Source organism: Egibacteraceae bacterium (assembly GCA_040905805.1).
GTDB lineage: Bacteria > Actinomycetota > Nitriliruptoria > Euzebyales > Egibacteraceae > DATLGH01.
This window is the reverse complement of sequence record JBBDQS010000003.1, coordinates 32,637-51,806: the sequence shown is the minus strand read 5'-3', so window position 1 is coordinate 51,806 and position 19,170 is coordinate 32,637. Positions and strand designations below refer to the sequence as shown.

The 19,170-nt window shown below is 72.8% G+C and carries 18 protein-coding genes and 1 tRNA gene; 13 read left to right on the top strand and 6 right to left on the bottom strand.

The window, feature by feature from the left end:
• Positions 1-5: 5 nt before the first annotated feature.
• Together WD250_00970 and WD250_00965 are read right to left on the bottom strand one after the other, a co-directional pair.
• Entirely contained in the window at positions 6-1,352 is a 1,347-nt protein-coding gene (locus tag WD250_00970; GenBank protein MEX2618765.1) for a TldD/PmbA family protein, read from the bottom strand.
• Positions 1,349-2,749 carry a TldD/PmbA family protein gene (locus WD250_00965; protein ID MEX2618764.1) on the bottom strand — a complete coding sequence of 467 codons (1,401 nt, stop codon included), beginning with the start codon at positions 2,747-2,749 and terminating at the stop codon, positions 1,349-1,351. The genes WD250_00970 and WD250_00965 overlap by 4 nt, the downstream gene beginning before the upstream one ends.
• 57 nt (positions 2,750-2,806) lie before the next feature.
• Between WD250_00965 and WD250_00960 the strand changes: the two genes are divergently transcribed.
• Positions 2,807-2,880: transfer RNA gene (locus WD250_00960), tRNA-Arg, on the top strand.
• Here the strand turns inward: WD250_00960 and WD250_00955 are convergent.
• A complete protein-coding gene (locus WD250_00955) occupies positions 2,862-3,017 on the bottom strand; it encodes a hypothetical protein (protein MEX2618763.1) in 156 nt (51 codons plus the stop codon). The genes WD250_00960 and WD250_00955 overlap by 19 nt on opposite strands.
• A gap of 118 nt (positions 3,018-3,135) precedes the next feature.
• Here WD250_00955 and WD250_00950 point away from each other — a divergent pair, with 118 nt between their 5' ends.
• On the top strand, positions 3,136-3,441 hold the full coding sequence (locus tag WD250_00950; GenBank protein MEX2618762.1) for a hypothetical protein: 306 nt from the start codon (positions 3,136-3,138) through the stop codon (positions 3,439-3,441).
• Positions 3,442-4,002: 561 nt separating this feature from the next.
• Here the strand turns inward: WD250_00950 and WD250_00945 are convergent.
• Complete coding sequence (locus WD250_00945; GenBank protein ID MEX2618761.1) at positions 4,003-4,200, bottom strand: hypothetical protein; 198 nt, start codon at positions 4,198-4,200, stop codon at positions 4,003-4,005.
• Positions 4,201-4,483: 283 nt separating this feature from the next.
• Between WD250_00945 and ugpC the strand changes: the two genes are divergently transcribed.
• From ugpC to WD250_00890, 11 genes are all read left to right on the top strand, one after another.
• Positions 4,484-5,674, top strand: a complete 1,191-nt coding sequence (gene ugpC, locus WD250_00940; protein MEX2618760.1) for a sn-glycerol-3-phosphate ABC transporter ATP-binding protein UgpC — start codon at positions 4,484-4,486, stop codon at positions 5,672-5,674.
• An 87-nt stretch (positions 5,675-5,761) separates the two neighbouring features.
• Complete coding sequence (locus WD250_00935) at positions 5,762-7,093, top strand: ABC transporter substrate-binding protein (GenBank protein ID MEX2618759.1); 1,332 nt, start codon at positions 5,762-5,764, stop codon at positions 7,091-7,093.
• A 75-nt stretch (positions 7,094-7,168) separates the two neighbouring features.
• Entirely contained in the window at positions 7,169-8,143 is a 975-nt protein-coding gene (locus tag WD250_00930; GenBank protein MEX2618758.1) for a sugar ABC transporter permease, read from the top strand.
• A complete protein-coding gene (locus WD250_00925) occupies positions 8,140-9,072 on the top strand; it encodes a carbohydrate ABC transporter permease (protein ID MEX2618757.1) in 933 nt (310 codons plus the stop codon). The genes WD250_00930 and WD250_00925 overlap by 4 nt, the downstream gene beginning before the upstream one ends.
• Positions 9,073-9,229: 157 nt before the next feature.
• A complete protein-coding gene (locus WD250_00920; protein MEX2618756.1) occupies positions 9,230-10,300 on the top strand; it encodes an S-layer homology domain-containing protein in 1,071 nt (356 codons plus the stop codon).
• Between the two features lie 33 nt (positions 10,301-10,333).
• Positions 10,334-11,071 carry a hypothetical protein gene (locus WD250_00915; protein MEX2618755.1) on the top strand — a complete coding sequence of 246 codons (738 nt, stop codon included), beginning with the start codon at positions 10,334-10,336 and terminating at the stop codon, positions 11,069-11,071.
• A 19-nt stretch (positions 11,072-11,090) separates the two neighbouring features.
• Complete coding sequence (locus WD250_00910; protein MEX2618754.1) at positions 11,091-12,767, top strand: NAD(P)/FAD-dependent oxidoreductase; 1,677 nt, start codon at positions 11,091-11,093, stop codon at positions 12,765-12,767.
• Positions 12,764-13,546: a carotenoid biosynthesis protein gene (locus WD250_00905; protein ID MEX2618753.1), complete on the top strand. Its 783-nt coding sequence runs from the start codon at positions 12,764-12,766 to the stop codon at positions 13,544-13,546. The genes WD250_00910 and WD250_00905 overlap by 4 nt, the downstream gene beginning before the upstream one ends.
• Positions 13,543-14,748, top strand: coding sequence for a glycosyltransferase family 2 protein (locus tag WD250_00900; protein ID MEX2618752.1), 1,206 nt, complete (start codon positions 13,543-13,545; stop codon positions 14,746-14,748). Before WD250_00905 ends, WD250_00900 begins: the two co-directional genes overlap by 4 nt.
• Positions 14,670-16,139 (top strand): phytoene desaturase family protein, encoded by a 1,470-nt coding sequence (crtI, locus tag WD250_00895; protein MEX2618751.1) that lies wholly within the window; start codon positions 14,670-14,672, stop codon positions 16,137-16,139. The genes WD250_00900 and crtI overlap by 79 nt, the downstream gene beginning before the upstream one ends.
• Before the next feature lie 198 nt (positions 16,140-16,337).
• A complete protein-coding gene (locus WD250_00890) occupies positions 16,338-17,429 on the top strand; it encodes a calcium/sodium antiporter (GenBank protein MEX2618750.1) in 1,092 nt (363 codons plus the stop codon).
• A 53-nt stretch (positions 17,430-17,482) separates the two neighbouring features.
• Here WD250_00890 and WD250_00885 read toward each other — a convergent pair whose 3' ends face one another.
• Complete coding sequence (locus WD250_00885; GenBank protein ID MEX2618749.1) at positions 17,483-18,334, bottom strand: formate/nitrite transporter family protein; 852 nt, start codon at positions 18,332-18,334, stop codon at positions 17,483-17,485.
• Between the two features lie 45 nt (positions 18,335-18,379).
• The gene (locus WD250_00880; protein MEX2618748.1) at positions 18,380-19,135 is read right to left on the bottom strand and encodes a CDP-alcohol phosphatidyltransferase family protein; all 756 of its coding nucleotides are present in this window, start codon (positions 19,133-19,135) and stop codon (positions 18,380-18,382) included.
• Positions 19,136-19,170: the final 35 nt, after the last annotated feature.

Here is a 19,170-nt window from a genome sequence, read left to right as displayed (position 1 = left end):
CCCCCTCAGGCGCCCGACAGCGTCATGCCCTCGACCAGCAGGGTCACCCCGCCCATGCCCCCGCCCATCGGCAGGAAGCGCAGGTCCGAGCCGATGGCGACCATCCCGGCGAGCATGCCCGGGATCGTGCCGGCCACCGACGCCTCGCGGACGGACTCGGCGAACTCGCCGTCGCGGACCATCAGTCCCGCCGCCGCGACGCTGACATCACCCGTGACAGGGTTCGCGCCCGAGTGCACCCCCATGATCTGCTGGCAGTAGAACGCGGTGCCGGCCCGGGCGAGAAGTGCCTCGGGCCCGTCGGGACCGGGCGCGAGGAACAGGTTGCTGGGGCTCACCCCGGGCGGGGACTTGAAACCCGACCGGCTCGCGTTGCCGGTGCTGGCCACGCCGTCCTTGACCGCCGAGTGGGTGTTGTGCAGGAACCGGGCCAGCACGCCCGCGTCGATGAGGGCGGTCCTGCCCGTCGGCACGCCCTCGCCGTCCCACGGGGCCGCCGCCAGACCGTCGAGCAGGCGGCCGTCGTCGACCAGCGTCAGGTGGTCCCCGCCGAGCCGCTCGCCGACCTTGTCGGCGAAGAGGCTGCGGCCCTTCTGCACGGCCTCGGCGACGAGGCCGCCGGCCATCACCCCGAGCAGCGACGCGGTCGCGAACGGGTCGAGGATGACCGGGATGCGCGCGCTGGCCGGCTTGCGACCGCCGAGCAGGCGCGCGGCCCGCTGCGCGGCCTCGGCGGCGGCCGCGTCGACGTCGAGCGCCGCCGGGGTGCGGCGGACGTCGAGGCCGTAGGCGCTGGTCGTGGCGCCGTCGGCCTCGGCCAGGGCCTCGACCATCACGAAGGCGTCGGCCCGCCGGTACGCGCCGCGCACCCCCGTGGTCGACGCGATCGCCGCCGTGCGTTCCCCGTCGCCGTAGCGGGCCGCATCGATGCCCTTGATCTTGTCCCCGGCGCGGGCGGCAGCCTCCAGGCGCAACGCGAGGTCGATCTTCTCCTCGGTGGTGGCCTCCGCGAACGCCGGGTCGTAGAGCTCGGGCATGTCAGGCAAGGCGCCGCCGCCGGGCAGCACGTTGGCCTCGTCGGGGGTGCCGACCGCGGCGTTGGCCCGGGCCTCGTCGAGCGCGTCGCCCAGGGCGGCCTCGCTCGTGTCGGCGGCGTAGGCGTAGCCGATGCGCCCGCCGTCCACCACGCGGATGCCGACACCTCTGGTGCGTGCGCTCGACAGCGACTCCACCTCGCCGCCGTACACGCTGACCGAGGTCTCGGTCTCGTCGACCCCGTACGCCTCGACGCCCTCGCCGGCGCCGGCACGGCCGACGATGCGGTCGAGCACCTCGAGCAGCTCGGTGCTCATGCCTCGGTGCCCCCCACGGTGATGCGGCTGATCAGCAGGGTCGGCGTGCCGAGCCCGGCGGGCACGCCCTGGCCCTCCTTGCCGCACACCCCCTGGCGCATCTCGAAGTCGTTGCCCAGCGCCTCGATCCGGCTGATGGCGGTGGGGCCGTCGCCGACGAGGTTCGCGCCCCGGATCGGGCGGGTGATCCGGCCGCCCTCGATCAGGTAGGCCTCGGTCATGCCGAACACGAAGTCGCCCGAGGCGGGATCGACCTGACCGCCGCCGAGCGCCTTGCAGAAGATCCCGCGGTCCACGCCGGCCACGATGCCGTCGGGGTCGTCGGTGCCGGGCAGGATGAAGGTGTTGGTCATGCGCGCCATCGGCAGGTGCGCGTAGGACTGGCGGCGCCCGTTGCCCGTCCGCGGGATGCCGAGCTCGGCGGCGCGCAGGCGGTCGGTCATGTAGTCGGTGCAGACCCCCTCGGAGAACAGCACCGTGCGCTGGGCGGGCGTGCCCTCGTCGTCGAACCCGACGCTGCCCCACCCGCCGGGCACGGTGGCGTCGTCGACCCCCGTGACCAGGGGCGTGCCGATGCGCTCACCCTGGCGGCCGCGGTAGACGCTGGCCTCCTTCGCCACGATGTCGGCCTCCATGCCGTGGCCGCACGCCTCGTGGAAGATCACCCCGCCGCTGCCGGCGGCCAGGACCACGCTGAACTCCCCGCTCGGGGCGGGGATCGAGTCGAGCATCGTCACCGCCTGCTCGGCGGCGCGGCGGCCGACCTGGTCGGGGGGATGCGCGTCGAGCAGCTCCAGGCCCACGCTGCCGCCCGGCCCCTCGAAGCCCATCTGGATGACGTCGTCGCGCACGGCGACGGCCTGCACCACCAGACGCGTGCGCACCCGGTTCTCGGTGGACCGGTGCCCCTCTGAGTTGACCAGCAGGATCCCCTGGAGCGCATCGGCGTAGCTGACCGTGACCTGGCGCACGGCCCCGTCCACGCCGCGCGCCGCCTCGTCCGCCCCGGCGACGATGTCGACCAGGTCGGGGCGGTCGGCGCTGCGGGGGTCCTTGGCGGCGGGGTGGGTGACCGCCGGCGCGACCACCCGCAGGTCCGCGGGCTGCACGCGGCCGCTGCCGGTGATGCCGGCGGCGGCCACCGCGGCGGCCTCGACGAGCGCCTCGCGGGTCAGCAGGTTGGTGTAGGCGTAGCCCGTGCGGCGTCCCTGGACGACGCGGATGCCGGCCCCCCGGTCGAAGCCCGACGTCAGGTCCTCGACCTTGCCGTCGTCGAACTGCAGGCTGCGCCCCACGCGGTTCTCCGCGTAGATCTCGGCGAACTCCCCGCCGGTGGCCAGGGCGGCGGACAGCACCGCCCGCGCGTCGCCGTCGTCGAGCTCGGGTGGACCCATCATCGCGGGGAGCCTAGCAGCCGCCGCCAGCAGCGCCCTGGCTACACTGGGCCTCGGAGCGCCCCCGTAGCTCAGGGGATAGAGCACTGGCTTCCTAAGCCGGGTTTGCGCAGGTTCAAATCCTGCCGGGGGCACACAAAGGCATCAGAATAGCATCACTTCGCAAGCTCTTCGCAAGCTCATCACGGATGATCTCCTCCGACGCTCCCCCCTTGCTGACCAGGACTGAAACAGCAGCCACCTTCTCGCCGCGCACGTGATCGAAGTCCATCGCGTACGTCTCAGCTTGCAGGTGCAACATCGCTTCGATACACCGCTGACCTCGCCGGGAACGCGGACTACTCGATCCAGTGCTACGCGCACCGCGGTTGCGCCCGTAGGGTCGGGTGATGGAGACGCTGGGCCGTGGTTCGTGGCTGGCCGGATTCCTCGCAGCGGCCGGCGAGCAGGCCCGCCGGCGGGGGGACCGGTCCCTGGCGGCTGCGCACCTCGCCCTGGTCCTGGCCCGCCCCGAGGACGCCGCGCACACGCTCCTCACCACGCTCGGTGTCGACCCGCTCGACTGGCGCGACCAGATCGTCGGTGTCCTCGGCTGGCGGGAGGGTGCGAGCGCGCACCGCGAGGGCCGGCCTGCCGGCACGCTGGCCGAGTCGCCACCTGCGGGCGTGACGCCCGCTGTCCGGCGAGGGCGATGACACGGCAGTTCGGTGGCTGTCGGTACACCCGGACGTGCTCGTCGATCTCAGTTGGCCCACGCGGCCGACCACGGCGCAGCGCGCCGCGCAGCTGGATCTCCTGCGAGGTGCCGGGGCGGTCAACCCGGTCGACCCGGGCTCACCGGCCGCGCCGATGCGGCCTCGCCGGCGGTGTGTGCGGCGCTCGCCGCCGCCGACCTCGTGTGGTTCGCTCCCGTTGGGGCCCGTAGTGCGCGAAGACCACCGGCCGGCGTCGTCGACCGCGAACCGGGCATGCCGGGCGATCCGCTGACGGTGCTCCGGTGATGGCGGTCGGGCCCGGCGGTGGCGGGGTTCTCGCGGGCCGAGGGGGCCGCGGCGACCTGAGCGGGTCGAGATTCCCGCGCGGCCGCGGGATTCTTGCGGGCCGGGAGGGTCACGGCCGGGTCAATCATCGCGCGGGACCTGGGAATCCCGCGGCCGACCGGCCGGAGAGCCAGGCACCAGACTCGCAGGCACGGGGCTGCGCCGGCGCGAGGGAGGGCGGAGGACGGGCGAGGCGGGCGGTGGCCCGACGACGGGTCAGACGGCTGACTGCACCGCGAAGAGGTCGTCGAACTCCGCGCGGGCGGCGTCGAGCACGTGCTGCAACCGCTTGATCTCGTAGGGGTTGGTGCCCTCACGCGCCAGCGTGTCGAGGCGCTGCTGGAGCTCCGCCAGCTCATCGGCCATCTGGCGTGGGTCGATCTCCTCGATCATCTCGTTGCCGATCACGGTCATGGTCTCGTCGCCTCGCGTCTCGGGTCTGTCTGGCCTTACCGTCGTCGGTCCGAGGCATTTCCTTTAGCCCCCTACCTACCCCTTATCTGCGGGTGTGGATGTGGGTTCGCGACCGGACCCGCCATGGATGGCCACGGACCGTGGAGCGCCCCGGTTTGCCCAAGACATCACGAGGGCGCAGCAGACCGCGGCGAAAAGGCTTGCGGGGACCACTCGGAGACCAGCATGATCGAGGCGCAACCCATGCCGCGTCCAGCACAGCGTCCGCAGGAAGCGAGGGGCAATGGCCAAGGTCGTGTTCGACGGAGTCTGGAAGCGCTACCCGGACGGCACCGAGGCCGTCAAGGACATGTCCCTCGACATCGAGGACGGCGAGTTCGTCATACTCGTCGGCCCCTCGGGGTGCGGGAAGTCCACGGCCCTGCGGATGGTCGCCGGGCTCGAGGAGATCTCGGAGGGCAAGATGCTCATCGGCGACAAGGTCGTGAACGACCTCACGCCCAAAGAGCGCGACATCGCGATGGTCTTCCAGAGCTACGCCCTGTACCCCCACATGAGCGTCGCCGACAACATGGGATTCGCGCTCAAGCTGGCCAAGGTCGACAAGTCCGAGATCAAGAAGCGTGTGGAGGAAGCGGGCGAGATCCTCGGCCTGACCGAGCACCTGGACCGCAAGCCCAGAGCTCTCTCGGGCGGGCAGCGCCAGCGGGTGGCGATGGGCCGGGCCATCGTGCGCAACCCCCAGGCCTTCCTCATGGACGAGCCGCTGTCCAACCTCGACGCCAAGCTGCGCGTGCAGATGCGCGCCGAGATCGCCGAGCTGCAGGACCGCCTCGGCGTCACGACCCTCTACGTCACCCACGACCAGATCGAAGCCATGACGATGGGTGATCGGGTCGCGGTGCTCAAGCGCGGCGAGCTCATGCAGGCCGACGCTCCCCAGACCCTCTACGACAACCCCGACAACCTGTTCGTGGCCGGGTTCATCGGCTCCCCGGCCATGAACATCTTCGAAGGCGCCCTGCAACGTGAGGACGGCAAGCTGTTCGTCACCGTCGGATCGCAGCGCCTCGCCGTGGACGAGGAAGCGCTCGACCACTATCCCAAAGCCGCCGACAAGACGGGCAGCAAGGTCATCGTGGGCATGCGCCCCGAGCACTTCGCGCGCGGTGAGCACCTTCCGGAGGACCAGCGGCTGAACATCGAGGTCGCGCTGGTGGAGGCGCTCGGCTCGGACCTGTTGGTGCACTTCCAGTCCGATGCGCCGCCGGTGATCACCGAGGACATGCGCGAAGCGGTCGACAGCGAGGACGCCTTCGCCGAGCTCGAGCGCTCGGCCGCCGAAGGCGGTCAGACGTTCACCGCGCGCCTCGAGCCCAAGGGCTTCCCCAAGGTCGGCGAGCAGATGTCCCTGGGCTTTCGCACCGGGCAGCTGCACTTCTTCGACATGGATGGGGGTCTGGCGTTGCGTTGATCGCCACACCGGAGATGTTACTAGGGGTATAGTTGGTGCTCGTTTCGCCGTGCACAGTGGGTGCAGGCCAGGCGCATAGGAGATCACGTGACCCTCACCGCAAGGCCCACATTCCGATTCGCCGTCCTGCTCATCTCGATAGCCCTCGCGGCCGCGGCCTGCGGCGGAGACGGAGACGACGGGGGTGACGGCGGGGCCGGGTCCGTCAGCCTCCTGCACGGCATCAGCGGCGAGGAGGAGCAGGCGGCGCTGCAGCAGGCCGTGGACGCCTTCGAGGAGGCGACGGGCAACACCGTGCAGGTCGAGGCCTCCCCCAACTTCGAGACCGTGGTCCTGACCCGGGTGCAGGGTGGCAACCCCCCCGACGTCGGGCTGTACCCCCAGCCCGGCTTGCTGCAGCGCGTGCAGGACGACTCCATCCCGCTGGAGGACGCGGGCGTGGACGTGGCCACCCTCGAGAGTGAGCTCGTGGATGGCATGCTGACCGCGGGCACCTTCGATGACGCCGTGCACGGCGTGGTGGTCAAGCTCGGCCTGAAGAGCCTGCTGTGGTATCCGGCCGACGACTTCGAGGAGGCCGGCTACGAGGTGCCCCAGACATGGGACGAGCTGCTCACACTCACCGAGACGATCGCCACCGACACGGAAGAGGACACGACGCGCGCGCCCTGGTGCATCGGCATCGAGAGCGCCGACGCCACCGGCTGGGTCGCCACCGACTGGATCGAGGACATCATGCTGCGGCTGCACGGCGCGGACGTCTACGACCAGTGGGTCAACCACGAGATCATGTTCGACTCGCCCGAGGTCCGCGAGGCGTTCGAGGAGCTGGAGACCATCTGGATGAACGAGGAGTTCGTCCTCGGGGGCACCACCGGCATCCTGCAGACACCGTTCGGTGACGCCAACGCACCCATGTTCCAGGATCCTGCCGGGTGCTTCCTGCACCGCCAGGCCGGGTTCATCGCCGGCAACTTCCCGCCGGACGCCGAGCTGGGCACCGACTACGACGTGGCCTACCTGCCGGGGACCGGGGAGGAGAACCCGGCGCTGTTCGCCGGCGACCTCGCCGCCATCCACACCGACAACCCGACTGCTGTCGAGTTCGTCGAGTTCCTCGTGTCGGCCGAGGGCCAGGAGGCGTGGATGGGCCACGAAGGCGCCGGTTCGCTGTCGGTTCGCACCGACTTCGACAGCGCCTCCTACCCCGACGAGGGACTGGCCGCCCAGGGCGAGATCTTCGCCAGCGCCGACGTCGCCCGCTTCGACGGTTCCGACCAGATGCCCGGCCAGGTCGGCGCGGGCGCGTTCTGGGAGGAAGTGGTCGCATGGGTGAGCGGCTCACAGGACCTCGACACGACGTTGCAGAACATCGACGCTGCCTGGCCCGAGGAGGGGGAAGAGCAGGAGGAGGAGTGACCGGCAGTCGCAGGTGACGCGTCGGGGGGGGGGGGGGGTGGTGGCCGCCCCGTTGGTACCTCCGGGGAGGATCCGATGAGCCAGATCGTCAGCGTCGCAACGGCCATCCTGGTCGGGGTCGGCGGGGTGATGGTGCTCTTCTGGCTGCTGAACGCCGCCGTGGAGCGCCTGCCCGAACGGGTCGAGCAGCGGCTGAAACCGTACGTCTTCGTGGGGCCTGCCCTGCTCGTCGTCGGGCTGTTCCTGCTCTTTCCCGCGCTGGACACCTTCCGCCGCAGCTTCCAGGGACCCAACTCCGTGGACTTCGTCGGGTTGGACAACTACGAGTTCCTGCTGACCGACCAGTCGGTGCGCAGCGCGATCTGGAACAACCTCCTCTGGATCGTGTTCGTGCCCGCCGTCTCCGTGGCCATCGGCCTCGCCGTCGCGGTGCTCGCCGACAAGCTGACCGCCCGCTGGGAGAACGTCTCCAAGTCCATGATCTTCCTGCCCATGGCGATCAGCTTCGTCGGTGCCAGCACCATCTGGTTGTTCGTCTACGCCTGGCGCGTGCCGGGCACCGCGCAGATCGGTGTGCTGAACGCGGTCTGGACGGCGTTCGGCGGCGACCCCATCCCCTGGTTGCAGGACACCCGCTTCAACGACTTCGCGCTCATGTTCATCATGGTGTGGCTCCAGGCGGGCTTCGCGATGGTGCTGCTGTCCGCCGCCATCAAGAACGTCCCCGGGGACACCCTCGAAGCCGCGCGCATCGACGGCGCGTCGGAGTCGCAGGTGTTCTGGCGCGTCGTGCTGCCACAGATCAAGTCCACCGTCGTCGTCGTCGGCACGACGATCCTGATCCTGGTCCTGAAGGTGTTCGACATCGTCTTCGTCATGACCAACGGCAACTTCGGGACGGAGGTGATCGCGAACCTGTTCATCAAGCAGCTGTTCACCTTCGGCCAGTTCGGGCAGGCTGCCGTGCTGGTCGTCTTCCTGATCGTCGCGACGATCCCGTTCATGGTCATCAACGTCCGCAGGTTCCGACAGGAGGAGGCGGTCCGATGAGCCAGGTGACGCCCACGCCGGTCGTCAAAGACAAGGAGCCTGTCGAGGTGGCCGGGTCCGGCATCACGACCGGTGGTGCGCCGGCGACGGGCCGCGGCAAGCTGCTGGTCCGGCTCGCGCTCTTCCTGATCATCCTGGCGTGGACGGTGCCGACCATCGGCCTGCTGATCTCCTCGTTGCGGACCGGCGAGGCGGTCTCGACCAGCGGGTGGTGGACGGTGTTGCTGAGTCCGCTGGACTACACGCAGTGGACCCTGGAGAACTACGACCAGGTGATCTTCGGCGGCGGGATGGGCAACGCGTTCATCAACAGCCTCGTCGTGGCGATTCCCGCGACCGTCATCCCGATCACGATCGCGGCGTTCGCCGCCTACGCCTTCTCGTGGATGGAGTTCCGGGGCCGTGAGGTGATCTTCGTCGTCTTCGTCGGCCTCCTGGTGGTGCCGCTGCAGGTGGCGTTCGTGCCGCTGTTCCGGGTGTACAACATCCTCGGCTGGAACGGCACCTTCCTCGCGGTCTGGCTCGCCCATGCGGGCTTTGGGATGCCGCTGGCGGTGTACCTGTTCCGCAACTACATGGGATCGCTGCCGCGCGAGGTCATCGAGTCGGCCAAGGTGGACGGCGCGAGCCACTTCCAGTCCTTCTGGCGCCTGATCATCCCCCTGTCGATCCCCGCGCTCGCCGCGTACGCCATCTTCCAGTTCCTGTGGGTGTGGAACGATCTGCTCGTCGCCCTCGTGTTCCTCGGCGGGCAGAGCGACGTGGAGGTCGTCACCTTGAACCTCGCCAACCTCGTGGGCAGCCAGGGCCAGGACTGGCACCTGCTGACCGCGGGCGCGTTCGTCACGATGACGGTGCCGATGATCGTGTTCTTCTCGTTGCAGCGGTTCTTCGTCCGTGGCCTGACCGCAGGCTCGGTCAAGGGCTGACGCTGCCTCCACGGGTGCCGCTCGGCGCTAGAATCCCGGAGGCGATCGTGGCCGGCCCGCCGGCCGGGGACGTCCAAAGGCGGGAATCGACAGGCGGGAGGTCACACGGATGGATGCTTGCGCGCGGTCCCGAGCGGTCGTCGCACGAACGGCCGCCGTGCTGGTGCTCACGGCGGTGGTCGCGGCGCTCCTACCGGTCACGGCCCACGGTCAGACGAGCGGGTTCGACCCGGCGGATGCCTGCCCGGTGTCCGTGCCCGAGGCCGACTTCACCGACCGCGACGCCATCGCCCCCGCGCACGTGCGCAACGTGGACTGCGCGGACGCCTTCGACATCGTCACCGGCCTGGACGATGGCCGCTTCGCGCCCCACCTGCCGGTGCGGCGCGACCAGATGGCGTCGTTGATCGCCCGCACGCTGGACGCGGCGGGGCTCGTGCTGCCACCCGCCGAGGAGGGCACGCAGTTCACCGACGTCGGGGAGAACAACCCGCACCGCGAGAACATCAGGCGCCTGGCCGCGCTCGGGATCGTCACCGGTGGGCCACTGGGCCTCCCCGCTGACCAGTTCGGGCCGGCCCTGTCCACGCGTCGCGACCAGATGGCCTCGCTGCTCGACCGGGCGGCGACCATCGCGTTCCTCGGGTTGCCCCCCGAGGGCGCCCAGGCCTCGACCTGGTCCGGCGCCTCCGCGGTGTTCTCCGATGTCGCGCCCACCAGCGTCCACGCGACCACCATCGACCAGGCCGCTGCCGCGGGCCTCGTGAGCGGCTTCGACGACGGCACCTTCCGGCCGGCCTTGTCCACCCGCCGCGACCATGCCGCCTCCTTCGCGGTGCGCCTGCTGCGCTTCCTGGCCGTGCCGGCGGCGGTCGACCTCACCGACGTGCCGGGCCCGACGATCCCGGTCGGCGAGACTGTCACGGCCACCGCCACGGTCCTCGACCAGTTCGGTCGCCCCGTCACACCCGACCGCTGCGCGACGGAGGGTGAGCAGGTGCGCTTCTTCAACTCCCGCCGCTGCACGGTCACCGTCGCGGTGGAGGGCGCCAGCCCCGCCGAGCAGACCGTGGAGCCCGACGCCGATGGCGACGCCACGTTCACGTTCTCCGCGACCGGCGCCGGCACCATCACGGTCAGCGCCTCCATCCAGGGTCCCGGCGGGCTGTTCGTCGCCGCCGACGGCGATAGCGACCGCGCGACGCTGGTCGCCCTGCCTGCGCCGTAGCGGCTCCTGCCGGTGGCGAACGGTGGCTCGCCGGTGAGCCCGTGGCAGCCCGCCGGCGCGTACCTGACCGCCGCCCCCCCGCTGGTGACCATGCACCTGTTCGGCGTCGGCACCTCGCGGGTCCCCGCCGCGCTGGCCCGCATGGCCCTTGACCGGCGCCACCTGGCTGCCACGCCCGGCTGCCGCTTCTGGAAGCTGCTCGGAACCGGCGACGGGCGCACCTTCACCGTCCGCGACGCCGACCTGCGCCGCTGGGGCCTGCTGGCGGTGTGGTCTGATCCCGGCGATCTCGTCACCTTCGAACGCACGTCGCCGGTGGCGGCGGCGTGGCGTCGGATCGCGGACGAGCGGTGGCGCGCCGACCTCCTTCCGGTGCGGGTTCGCGGAACGTGGTCGGGTCGCCAGCCGTTCCGGCCCCTGGCCGCGGGCGGTGACGTCGGGCCCGTCGCCGCCATCACCCGCGCGCGGCTCACCGCCGCCAAGGCCCGGACGTTCTGGCGGGCGGTGCCGCCCGTGTCCGCCGCCGTGCAGGACGCCCGGGGGTTGCGCCTCGCCGTCGGCATCGGCGAGGCGCCGATCGGTCTGCAGGGCACGTTCAGCCTCTGGGACCAGGAGCGGGCGCTGACCGCCTACGCCTACGCCGGCGCCGCCCACCGCGGCGCCGTGACCCGCACCGCGACGGAAGGCTGGTACGCCGAGGAGTGCTTCGCGCGGTTCCGCGTCCTGCAGACCACCGGCACGGTCGACGGCCGGGACCCGGCCGCCGCCTGACCGGCCATACACTGCGGGCATGCGCGACGTCGTGGTGGTCGGAGCCGGGCACAACGCGCTGGTGGCGGCGTGCTACCTCGCCCGCGACGGCCTCGATGTCGAGGTGGTCGAGCAGCGCGACATGGTCGGTGGCGCGGTCGCGACCGTGGAGCGTTTCCCGGGCTACCGGATGGACGTGGGCTCCAGCGCCCACATCATGGTGCGCCACACCGGCATCGTCGAGGATCTCGACCTCGCGGCGATGGGCCTCGAGTACGACGACCTCGACCCGTGGGGGTTCGCGCCGTTCGGGGAGCAGGCGCTGGTCTTCTCGGTCGACCTCGACGCGACCTGCTCGTCGATCGAGGCCATGTGCGGGGGCCGGGACGCCGAGGCGTACCGGCGCTTCGCGGTCGACTGGGGCGAGCGCAACGTCCGGGTCTTCGACGCGTTCCAGGCACCGCCCAGCGGTGCCAACCTCGGGCGGCACCTGTGGGCCGTCGGCAAGGCGAGCAGTCGGGCGACGGGCGGGCCTGCCGTCGACGGCATGGAGCTGTCCCGCCAGTTCCTGGGCTCGGGGGACGCGCTGCTGGACGAGCACTTCGACGACGAGCGTCTCAAGACCGCCCTGGCGTGGCTCGGTGCGCAGTCGGGTCCGCCGACCCACGAGGTCGCCACCGCCGACCTGGTCGGCTGGAACACCATGCTGCACCGCGTCGCTCCCGGCCATCCCAGGGGCGGCAGCGGGATGCTGTCGGTCGCCCTCGCCCGACGGTTCGAGGCCCTCGGTGGGACGCTGCGCCTCGGCGACGGCGCCGCGGAGATCCTCGTCCACGGCGAGGCCACCGCCGGGGTGCGCACCACCTCCGGCGAGCGCGTCGAGGCCGCCGCGGTCGTGGCCGGCTGCCACGTGCTGACCGCGGTCGACCTCGTCGGCGACGGCGCCGGCGCGGCTTGGATGCGCTGCGCCGACCGGGCCCGGCGCACCGTGCGTGTGGGCAACGGCATCGGCATGGTCGTGCGCCTGGGGGCCTCCGCCCTGCCCGCGTACCCGGGCAGCATCGGCGGCGCCGAATGGCGGGCACTCCAGCTGATCGCCCCCTCCCGCCAGTTCCTGCGGCACGCCCACGGCCAGTTCAACGCCGGCCTGCCGCCCGACCGGCCCGCGGTCCTCGCCATGACGTTCTCGGCCTTCGACGACACGATCGCCCCACCGGGCAAGCACAACATCTCCGTGTGGGGCCAATGGCATCCCTACGAGCTGTCCAACGGCGAGCGCTGGGACACCATCGCCGAGCGCGAGGGGGCCAAGCTGATCGCCGCGGTCGACGCCGTCGCCCCCGGGTTCGCGGCCGGCGTCGAGCACGTCCACGTCCAGACGCCGCTGGATCTCGAGCGCGAGCTCGGCCTGCGGCGCGGCAACGTCATGCACGTCGAGATGAGCCTGAACCAGATGTTCGGGTGGCGGCCGCTGCCCGAGCTCGCCGGCTACCGCACGCCGCTGGCGGGGCTGTACCTCACGGGGGCGTCGACGCACCCCGGCGGCGGGGTGTTCGGGGCGAGCGGTCGGACGGCGGCCAAGGTGGTGCTCGCCGACCGCACGGCCGCGACCGCGCCGGCCTGGGTGCCCGACCGGCTGCGCGGGCTTGCGGCACGTGCGGGACTGCGGGCGGCGGCCATGACCCGCCATCCCGCGGGGGGTGAGCACCGGCAGTGAGCGCGCCAGCCGCGCTCGCGGCGCGCCCGACCGTCACGGGTCGGCTGGCCCGTGCCCTGCCGGTGGGGCTGGCCGCCGCGGTGGTCGCGCTGCACGTGGTCTATCCGCTGGTGGAGGGCACGGCGCGCAACCGCCTCACGGTCGTGACCGTCGTGGTCTTCTTCACGGCTTCGATCACCCACGCCGTGGTCTGGCGGGGCCGGGGCTGGACCGCGGCGCTCGTGGCCGTCACCGCCGGCGGGGGCTTCGCGGTCGAGGCCTTGGGTGTGAGCACCGGCTGGCCGTTCGGGGCCTACGCCTACACCGGCACGCTCGGCCCCCAGCCGGCCGGCGTGCCACTGGTGATCCCGCTGGCGTGGACGATGATGGCCTACCCCGCGCTGGTCGTCGGGCGGACGATCGCCACCCACCGCTGGGCCGGCCCGCTCGTCGCCGGTTGGGCGCTGGCCAGCTGGGACCTGTTCCTCGACCCGCAGATGGTCGACGCCGGCCACTGGGTGTGGGCGGCCGACGGCCCGACGATCCTCGGCATCCCGCTGTCCAACTTCGCCGGCTGGACCCTGGTCGCGGTGGCCATGATGGCGGTGCTGTGGCGGGTGCCCGCACGCGGGGCGCCCCGTCCCGACGACCGCCCGCTCTACGCCCTGTACCTGTGGGTGTACGCCTCCTCGGTCCTGGCCCACCTCGCGTTCTTCGGCCTGGCGGGGTCGGCGCTGCTCGGCGGGGTGGGGATGGGGGCGATTGTCGTGGCGCTGCTGTGGTCGCTGCGGCGGCGATGAGCCGCCTGGTCTGGTCGGCGACAGTGGGCGCGGCCGCGGTCACCGCCCACGTCGCAGTCAACCTGCGGCTGCTGCGGCGCCCGCCGGCGGACGGCCCCGTGACCGGCGCGCCCGTCATCGATGCGGCTGCGGTGAGCGTCCTGGTCCCGGCCCGCAACGAGGCCGACCGCATCAGGCCGTGCGTGCGCTCGCTGCTGGCCAGCACCGGGATCGACGTCGAGCTGCTGGTCCTCGACGACGGGTCGACCGACGGGACCGCCGGGGCCGTGCGCGAGGTGGCCGCCGGCGATCCCCGCGTGCGCGTGCTCGCCGGCGCCCCGCTGCCGGCAGGCTGGCTCGGCAAGCCGCACGCCTGCGCGCAGCTGGCCGCCGCCGCACGGGGTCAGACGCTGGTGTTCGTCGACGCCGACGTCCGTGTCGCACCCGGCGGGCTGGCCGCGACCGTCGGGCTGCTGGCCGCGCACGACCTCGACCTCGTCTGCCCCTACCCGCGCCAGCTCGCCGACGGTGCCGGTCCCCGCCTGGTGCAGCCCCTGCTGCAGTGGTCGTGGCTCGCGTTCCTCCCGCTGCGGCTCGCCGAGCGCGGCGCCTCCCCGAGCCTGGTTGCCGCCAACGGCCAGGTGCTGGCCTGCCGGGCCGCCGCCTACCGCGCGGCCGGTGGCCACGCTGCCGTGCGGGACCGGGTGCTGGAGGACCTCGAGCTGGCGCGGGAGTTCAAGCGCGCCGGCTACCGCGCCACGGTCGCCGACGGCACCCATGTGGCGACCTGCCGGATGTACGCCGACTGGCCGGCGCTGGTCGAGGGGTACACCAAGAGCCTGTGGGTGGCGTTCGGTTCGCCACGGGGGGCCGCCGCGGCCGTGGGGCTCCTGGCCTGGCTGTACCTGCTGCCACCGGCTGCCGCGGTGGTCGGCCTGGCGCGGGGACGCCGGCCGCTGGCCGTGGCGGGCCTGACCGGGTACGCAGCGGCGGTGGCCGGCCGGGTGATGGCCGCCCGGCGCACGGGCGGACGGGCCGCCGACGCGCTCGCCCACCCGGCCTCGGTCGCGGCGCTCACCGGTCTGACCGCCACCAGCGTGCGCCGGCATGCGGCCGGCCGGCTCACGTGGAAGGGCCGCCGGTGGTGGGGGCGGGGGTGGGGGGGGCGGGGGTGGGGGGGGCGGCGGCGGCGGCGCGGCGCGCGGCGGCCGGCCACACGGTGACCATCTGCGAGCAGGCGCCTGCCGTCGGGGGCAAGCTCGGTCGGCTGGCGTTCGGCGGGGCCGTGTTCGACACCGGACCATCGCTGCTCACCATGCCCCACGTCCTCGCGAACACGTTCGCGGCCACGGGCACCCCGATGGACGGACTGCTCGACCTGGAGCCCGTCGAGCCGATCGCCGCCTACCGCTACGCCGACGGCACCCGGTTCACCTCGACCCGGCATCTGCCGGCGATGGTCACCGCCCTCGACCAGGCGCTCGGCCCCGGCGCCGGGGCGGACTGGTCGGCGTTCCTCGGCCGGGCGGCGCGCATCTGGGGCGCGGTGCGCGAACCGTTCCTCGAACGGGCCCTCGGTGGTGCCGGCGACCTCGCGCGACTGGCCGTGCGGGTTGGCGACCTCGCGGCGGTGGCGCCCCACCGCACGCTGCGCGGACTCGGCCGGCGCTACCTGCGCGACCCGCGCCTGCGGATGCTCCTGGATCGCTACGCGACCTACACGGGCTCCGACCCCCGGCGGGCGCCGGCTGCGCTGGCCGTGGTGCCCTACGTCGAGCAGGCCTTCGGCGCGTGGTACGTGTCCGGCGGGCTGTACCGCATCGCGGAGGCCCTGGCCGCGCGGGCGGTCGAGCGGGGTGCGGCGCTGCGCCTGGGCTGCCCGGTCACCGCGGTGGAGACCGCCGGGGGGCGGGTGACCGGCGTGCGACTGGCCGACGGGGCCCTCGTGACCGCCGACGTGGTCGTCGCCAACACCGACGCCGCCCACCTGTACGGCGACCTCGTCGGCGACCCGGCGGCGGCGGGCGCGCGCCGGGGCATCGCGCGCGCCCCGATGTCGCTGTCGGGCTTCGTCGTGCTGCTGGCCCTGCGGGGACGCACCCCCGGCCTGGCCCACCACAGCGTGCTGTTCCCCGCCGACTACGACGCGGAGTTCGACGCGCTGTTCGGCCCCGACCCCCGTCCGGTGGCCGACCCCACGTTGTACGTGTCCGCACCGGCGGACCCGGCCGTGCGCCCCGACGGCGGGGAGGCCTGGTTCGTCCTGGCCAACGCGCCCCGCAGCGATCAGGTCGACTGGGCCGCACCCGGCATGGCCGGGGCCTACGCCGACCACGTCGTCGGTCTGCTCGCTGCCCGCGGCCTGGACATCCGAGACCGGATCACCGCCCGACGGGTGCTGACCCCCGCCGAGCTGGCCCTGCGCACCCGGGCCGTGGGGGGCGCCATCTACGGCACCGCCGCGCACGGCCCGCGAGCGGCGTTCCTGCGTCCGGCCAACCGCTCCCCCGTGGCCGGGCTGTTCCTCGTCGGCGGGTCCGCCCACCCCGGCGGTGGCCTGCCCCTGGTGCTGCTGTCCGCCCGCATCGTCGCCGGCCTGGTCGGCCCCGCCTGAGGCCATGGGAATCGCCGGAGCGCCAGCGGAGACGCCGACGGTATCCCCCGACCCGGCGGTGCTCGGCTGCTGTGGTATTCCTGGTGCCGCCGCTGACCCTCCTGCTGCTGTTGCGCCGAGCGGTGACCCGACACATGCGAGGAGTGACCACATGCAGGAGTCCTGGCTCGCGGTGGGGGACGGCGTCGGGGGCCCGCGGTGAGTGTGCTGGCGATCGGGGCGGTGCTCGCCGGCATGGCCGTCCTGGTGGTCGGCGCCGAGGCCCTCGTGCGGGGCGCGTCGCGCCTGGCCGCCACCGCCGGCGTGTCCCCGCTCGTCATCGGGCTGACGGTCGTGGCCTACGGCACGAGCGCCCCGGAGCTCGCCGTCAGCGTCCGTGACGCCATCTCGGGCAGCGGCGAGGTCGCGGTCGGCAACGCGGTGGGGTCGAACATCTTCAACGTCCTGGCGATCCTCGGCGTGTCCGCGGCGGTCGGTGCCCTGGTCGTACACCGCCGGCTCGTCCGTGTCGATGTGCCGCTGCTGCTCGCCGTGACCGTAGGTGTCTGGTGGCTGGCCGCTGACGGGAGGATCGGCAGCCTTGAGGGCGGGGTGCTCGTCGCCGGCATCGTCGTGTACAGCGTGGTCTCCTACCTGCTGGGTCGACGCGAGCCGGCTGCGGTGACCGAGGAGTTCGAGCAGGAGTTCGGTACCCTGCCGAGCGGGGAAGGCCGCACGTGGCCCGTCGCCGCCGGCCTCGTGGGCATCGGCCTGGTGGGTCTGGTCCTCGGCGCGCAGCTGCTGGTGTCGGGGGCCACGTCGATCGCTGAGGACCTCGGGGTGTCCCAGCTGATCATCGGGCTGACCGTGGTGGCCGCCGGCACCTCCCTGCCGGAGCTCGCGACCTCGGTCATCGCGACCCGCCGCGGCGAGCGTGACATCGCCGTCGGCAACATCATCGGGTCGAACCTCTTCAACCTGCTGGCCGTCCTCGGCGCGTCGGCGCTGGCCGGTGGCGGCATCGACGTCCCGACCGGCGCGATCATGACCGACCTGCCCGTCACCCTGCTCGTGACGTGCATCGCCCTGCCGGCGCTGGCCCTGGGCCTGTCAGTCGCCCGGTGGGAGGGCATCCTGCTGCTCGCCGCCTACCTCGGCTACGTCGGCTACCTCATCCTCGACGCCACCGGCAACCCGGCCGCACCGGCGGGCCGGGTGTGGCTCCTGGCGAGCCTCGCGCTGCTGGCCGTCGCCGTCACCGTCATCGGGCTGGCCATCGAACGGCGCAAGGACCCCCACCGGCCGCGGTGATCCCGTGACCTGGCACGGCCACATCACACGGCCACATCGTGCGGTCGTCGTGCTCAGCGAGAGCGCGGGCCCGCCGACCCGGACTGCGTGTCCTTCGCGGCCTGCCGGCGCTGGTCGGAGATCTCGCCACCGCCGACCTGGACGAGCCGCAGCACCGTGACCAGCAGCAGGCCGCCGACAAGGTTGCCCAACGCCGCCCACGCCGCGACCCCGGCCCACGCCGCGTAGCCGAACGGCGCGCCGACCTGCAAGGCGGCGAACATCTCCAGGGACACCACGATCACGTGGTTGAGCGGGGTTGCGGCCAGCAGGAATCCGGCCCCCAACGCGGCCACGATGCGGCCGAACTCCGATTCGCTGCCCCGCTCCATCCAGGTCATGACGGTGATGACCATGCCACCGACCATGGCCAGGGAGAACGACGTCCAGCCGATGCCGAGCTCGGGGTAGAAGCGGGCCGCCTTCACCGCCGTCTCGTGCAGACCGGGGAGCGCACCCATGATCAGGCTCGCGACGACGTAGCCCCCGAGGAGGTTGGCAACGGCCGTACCGGCCCACAGGCGCAGCAGGGACCGCAGGGTCGACCGGCCGGCGACCACCGCCGCGACCGGGACGAGGAAGTTCTCCGTGAACAGCTCGCTGCGACCCAGCGTCAAGGCGATGAACCCGATGCCGAACGCCAGCGCGCCCAGGACCCGCGACCCGGTCTCCGCCTCGACCACGAGCAGGGCCAGGACGCCGATGCCGATGTCGATGCCGCCGATGAACCCGGTCGCGAGCAGGTTGGGCCAGCTGCGCCCGAGCCTGGTCTGCCCATCGTCGACGGACTGGCGGAACGCGCTCTGGAGCTGCTCGTCGCGCACGCCACCGTGGTCCGACTCGGAAGTCGGTGCAGGAGTGCTCATCCCCCCCTTGTTCCCCACCGCGTGAAACGCAATCCCACGGACGTCTCATCCCCGGGGCGGCGGCGTCGCCGCCAGGGACCGGCGGACGACCACCACCAGCTGCACCAGCGCCACGGCGCTCAGCGTGGTGAGCGCCGCGAGGCCGAGCGTCGCGGCCTGAGGAGCGTGGGCGACCAGCGCGCCCGCGCCGAGCAGCGCCCCGGCGCAGCAGATGACCCGCACCGGGCGCTCGCCGACGGTGACCACGCCGATCTCGTCCATGCCGGCCACGCCGGCCCTGGCGCGCACGTACTCCAGCAGGCCGAACGCCACGCCGCACGCCACCGCCAGGCCCGCGGGCGCGCCCACCGCCCACACCGCCAGCACGTAGGCCAGGTCGCTGATGCGGTCCGCCAGCGAGTCCAGGACCACGCCCCACCGGGTCGCCCGTCCGCTCATGGCCGCCACGGCACCGTCGATCGTGTCGCCGAAGCCCGACACCACCACCAGGACCGCGGCGAGCAGCGGCCACCGGCCGCCCGCCTGCGCGGCGACGTACACGGCCCCGGCCAGCCACACCCCCCACAGCGTCAGGACGTCGGGGGTCACGCCCCGCCGGGCCAGCGGGCGGGCGACGACGAAGGACACGGTCAACAGCCCGCGCACCCAGGCGTTGGCGCGGGGGTCGTACCCGTGGTGCAACGCCGCCCAGCGGTCCAGGTAGCCGTCGCGGTCAAGCACCGGCGCACCAGGCCGGGCCGTCAGCACGCTCGTCGCGAGCAGCACCACCGCCGTCCCGACCAGCGCGTACCCGGCGACCATTGGTAGTCAGGGGCGCGGTGTCCGCAGAGCGGATC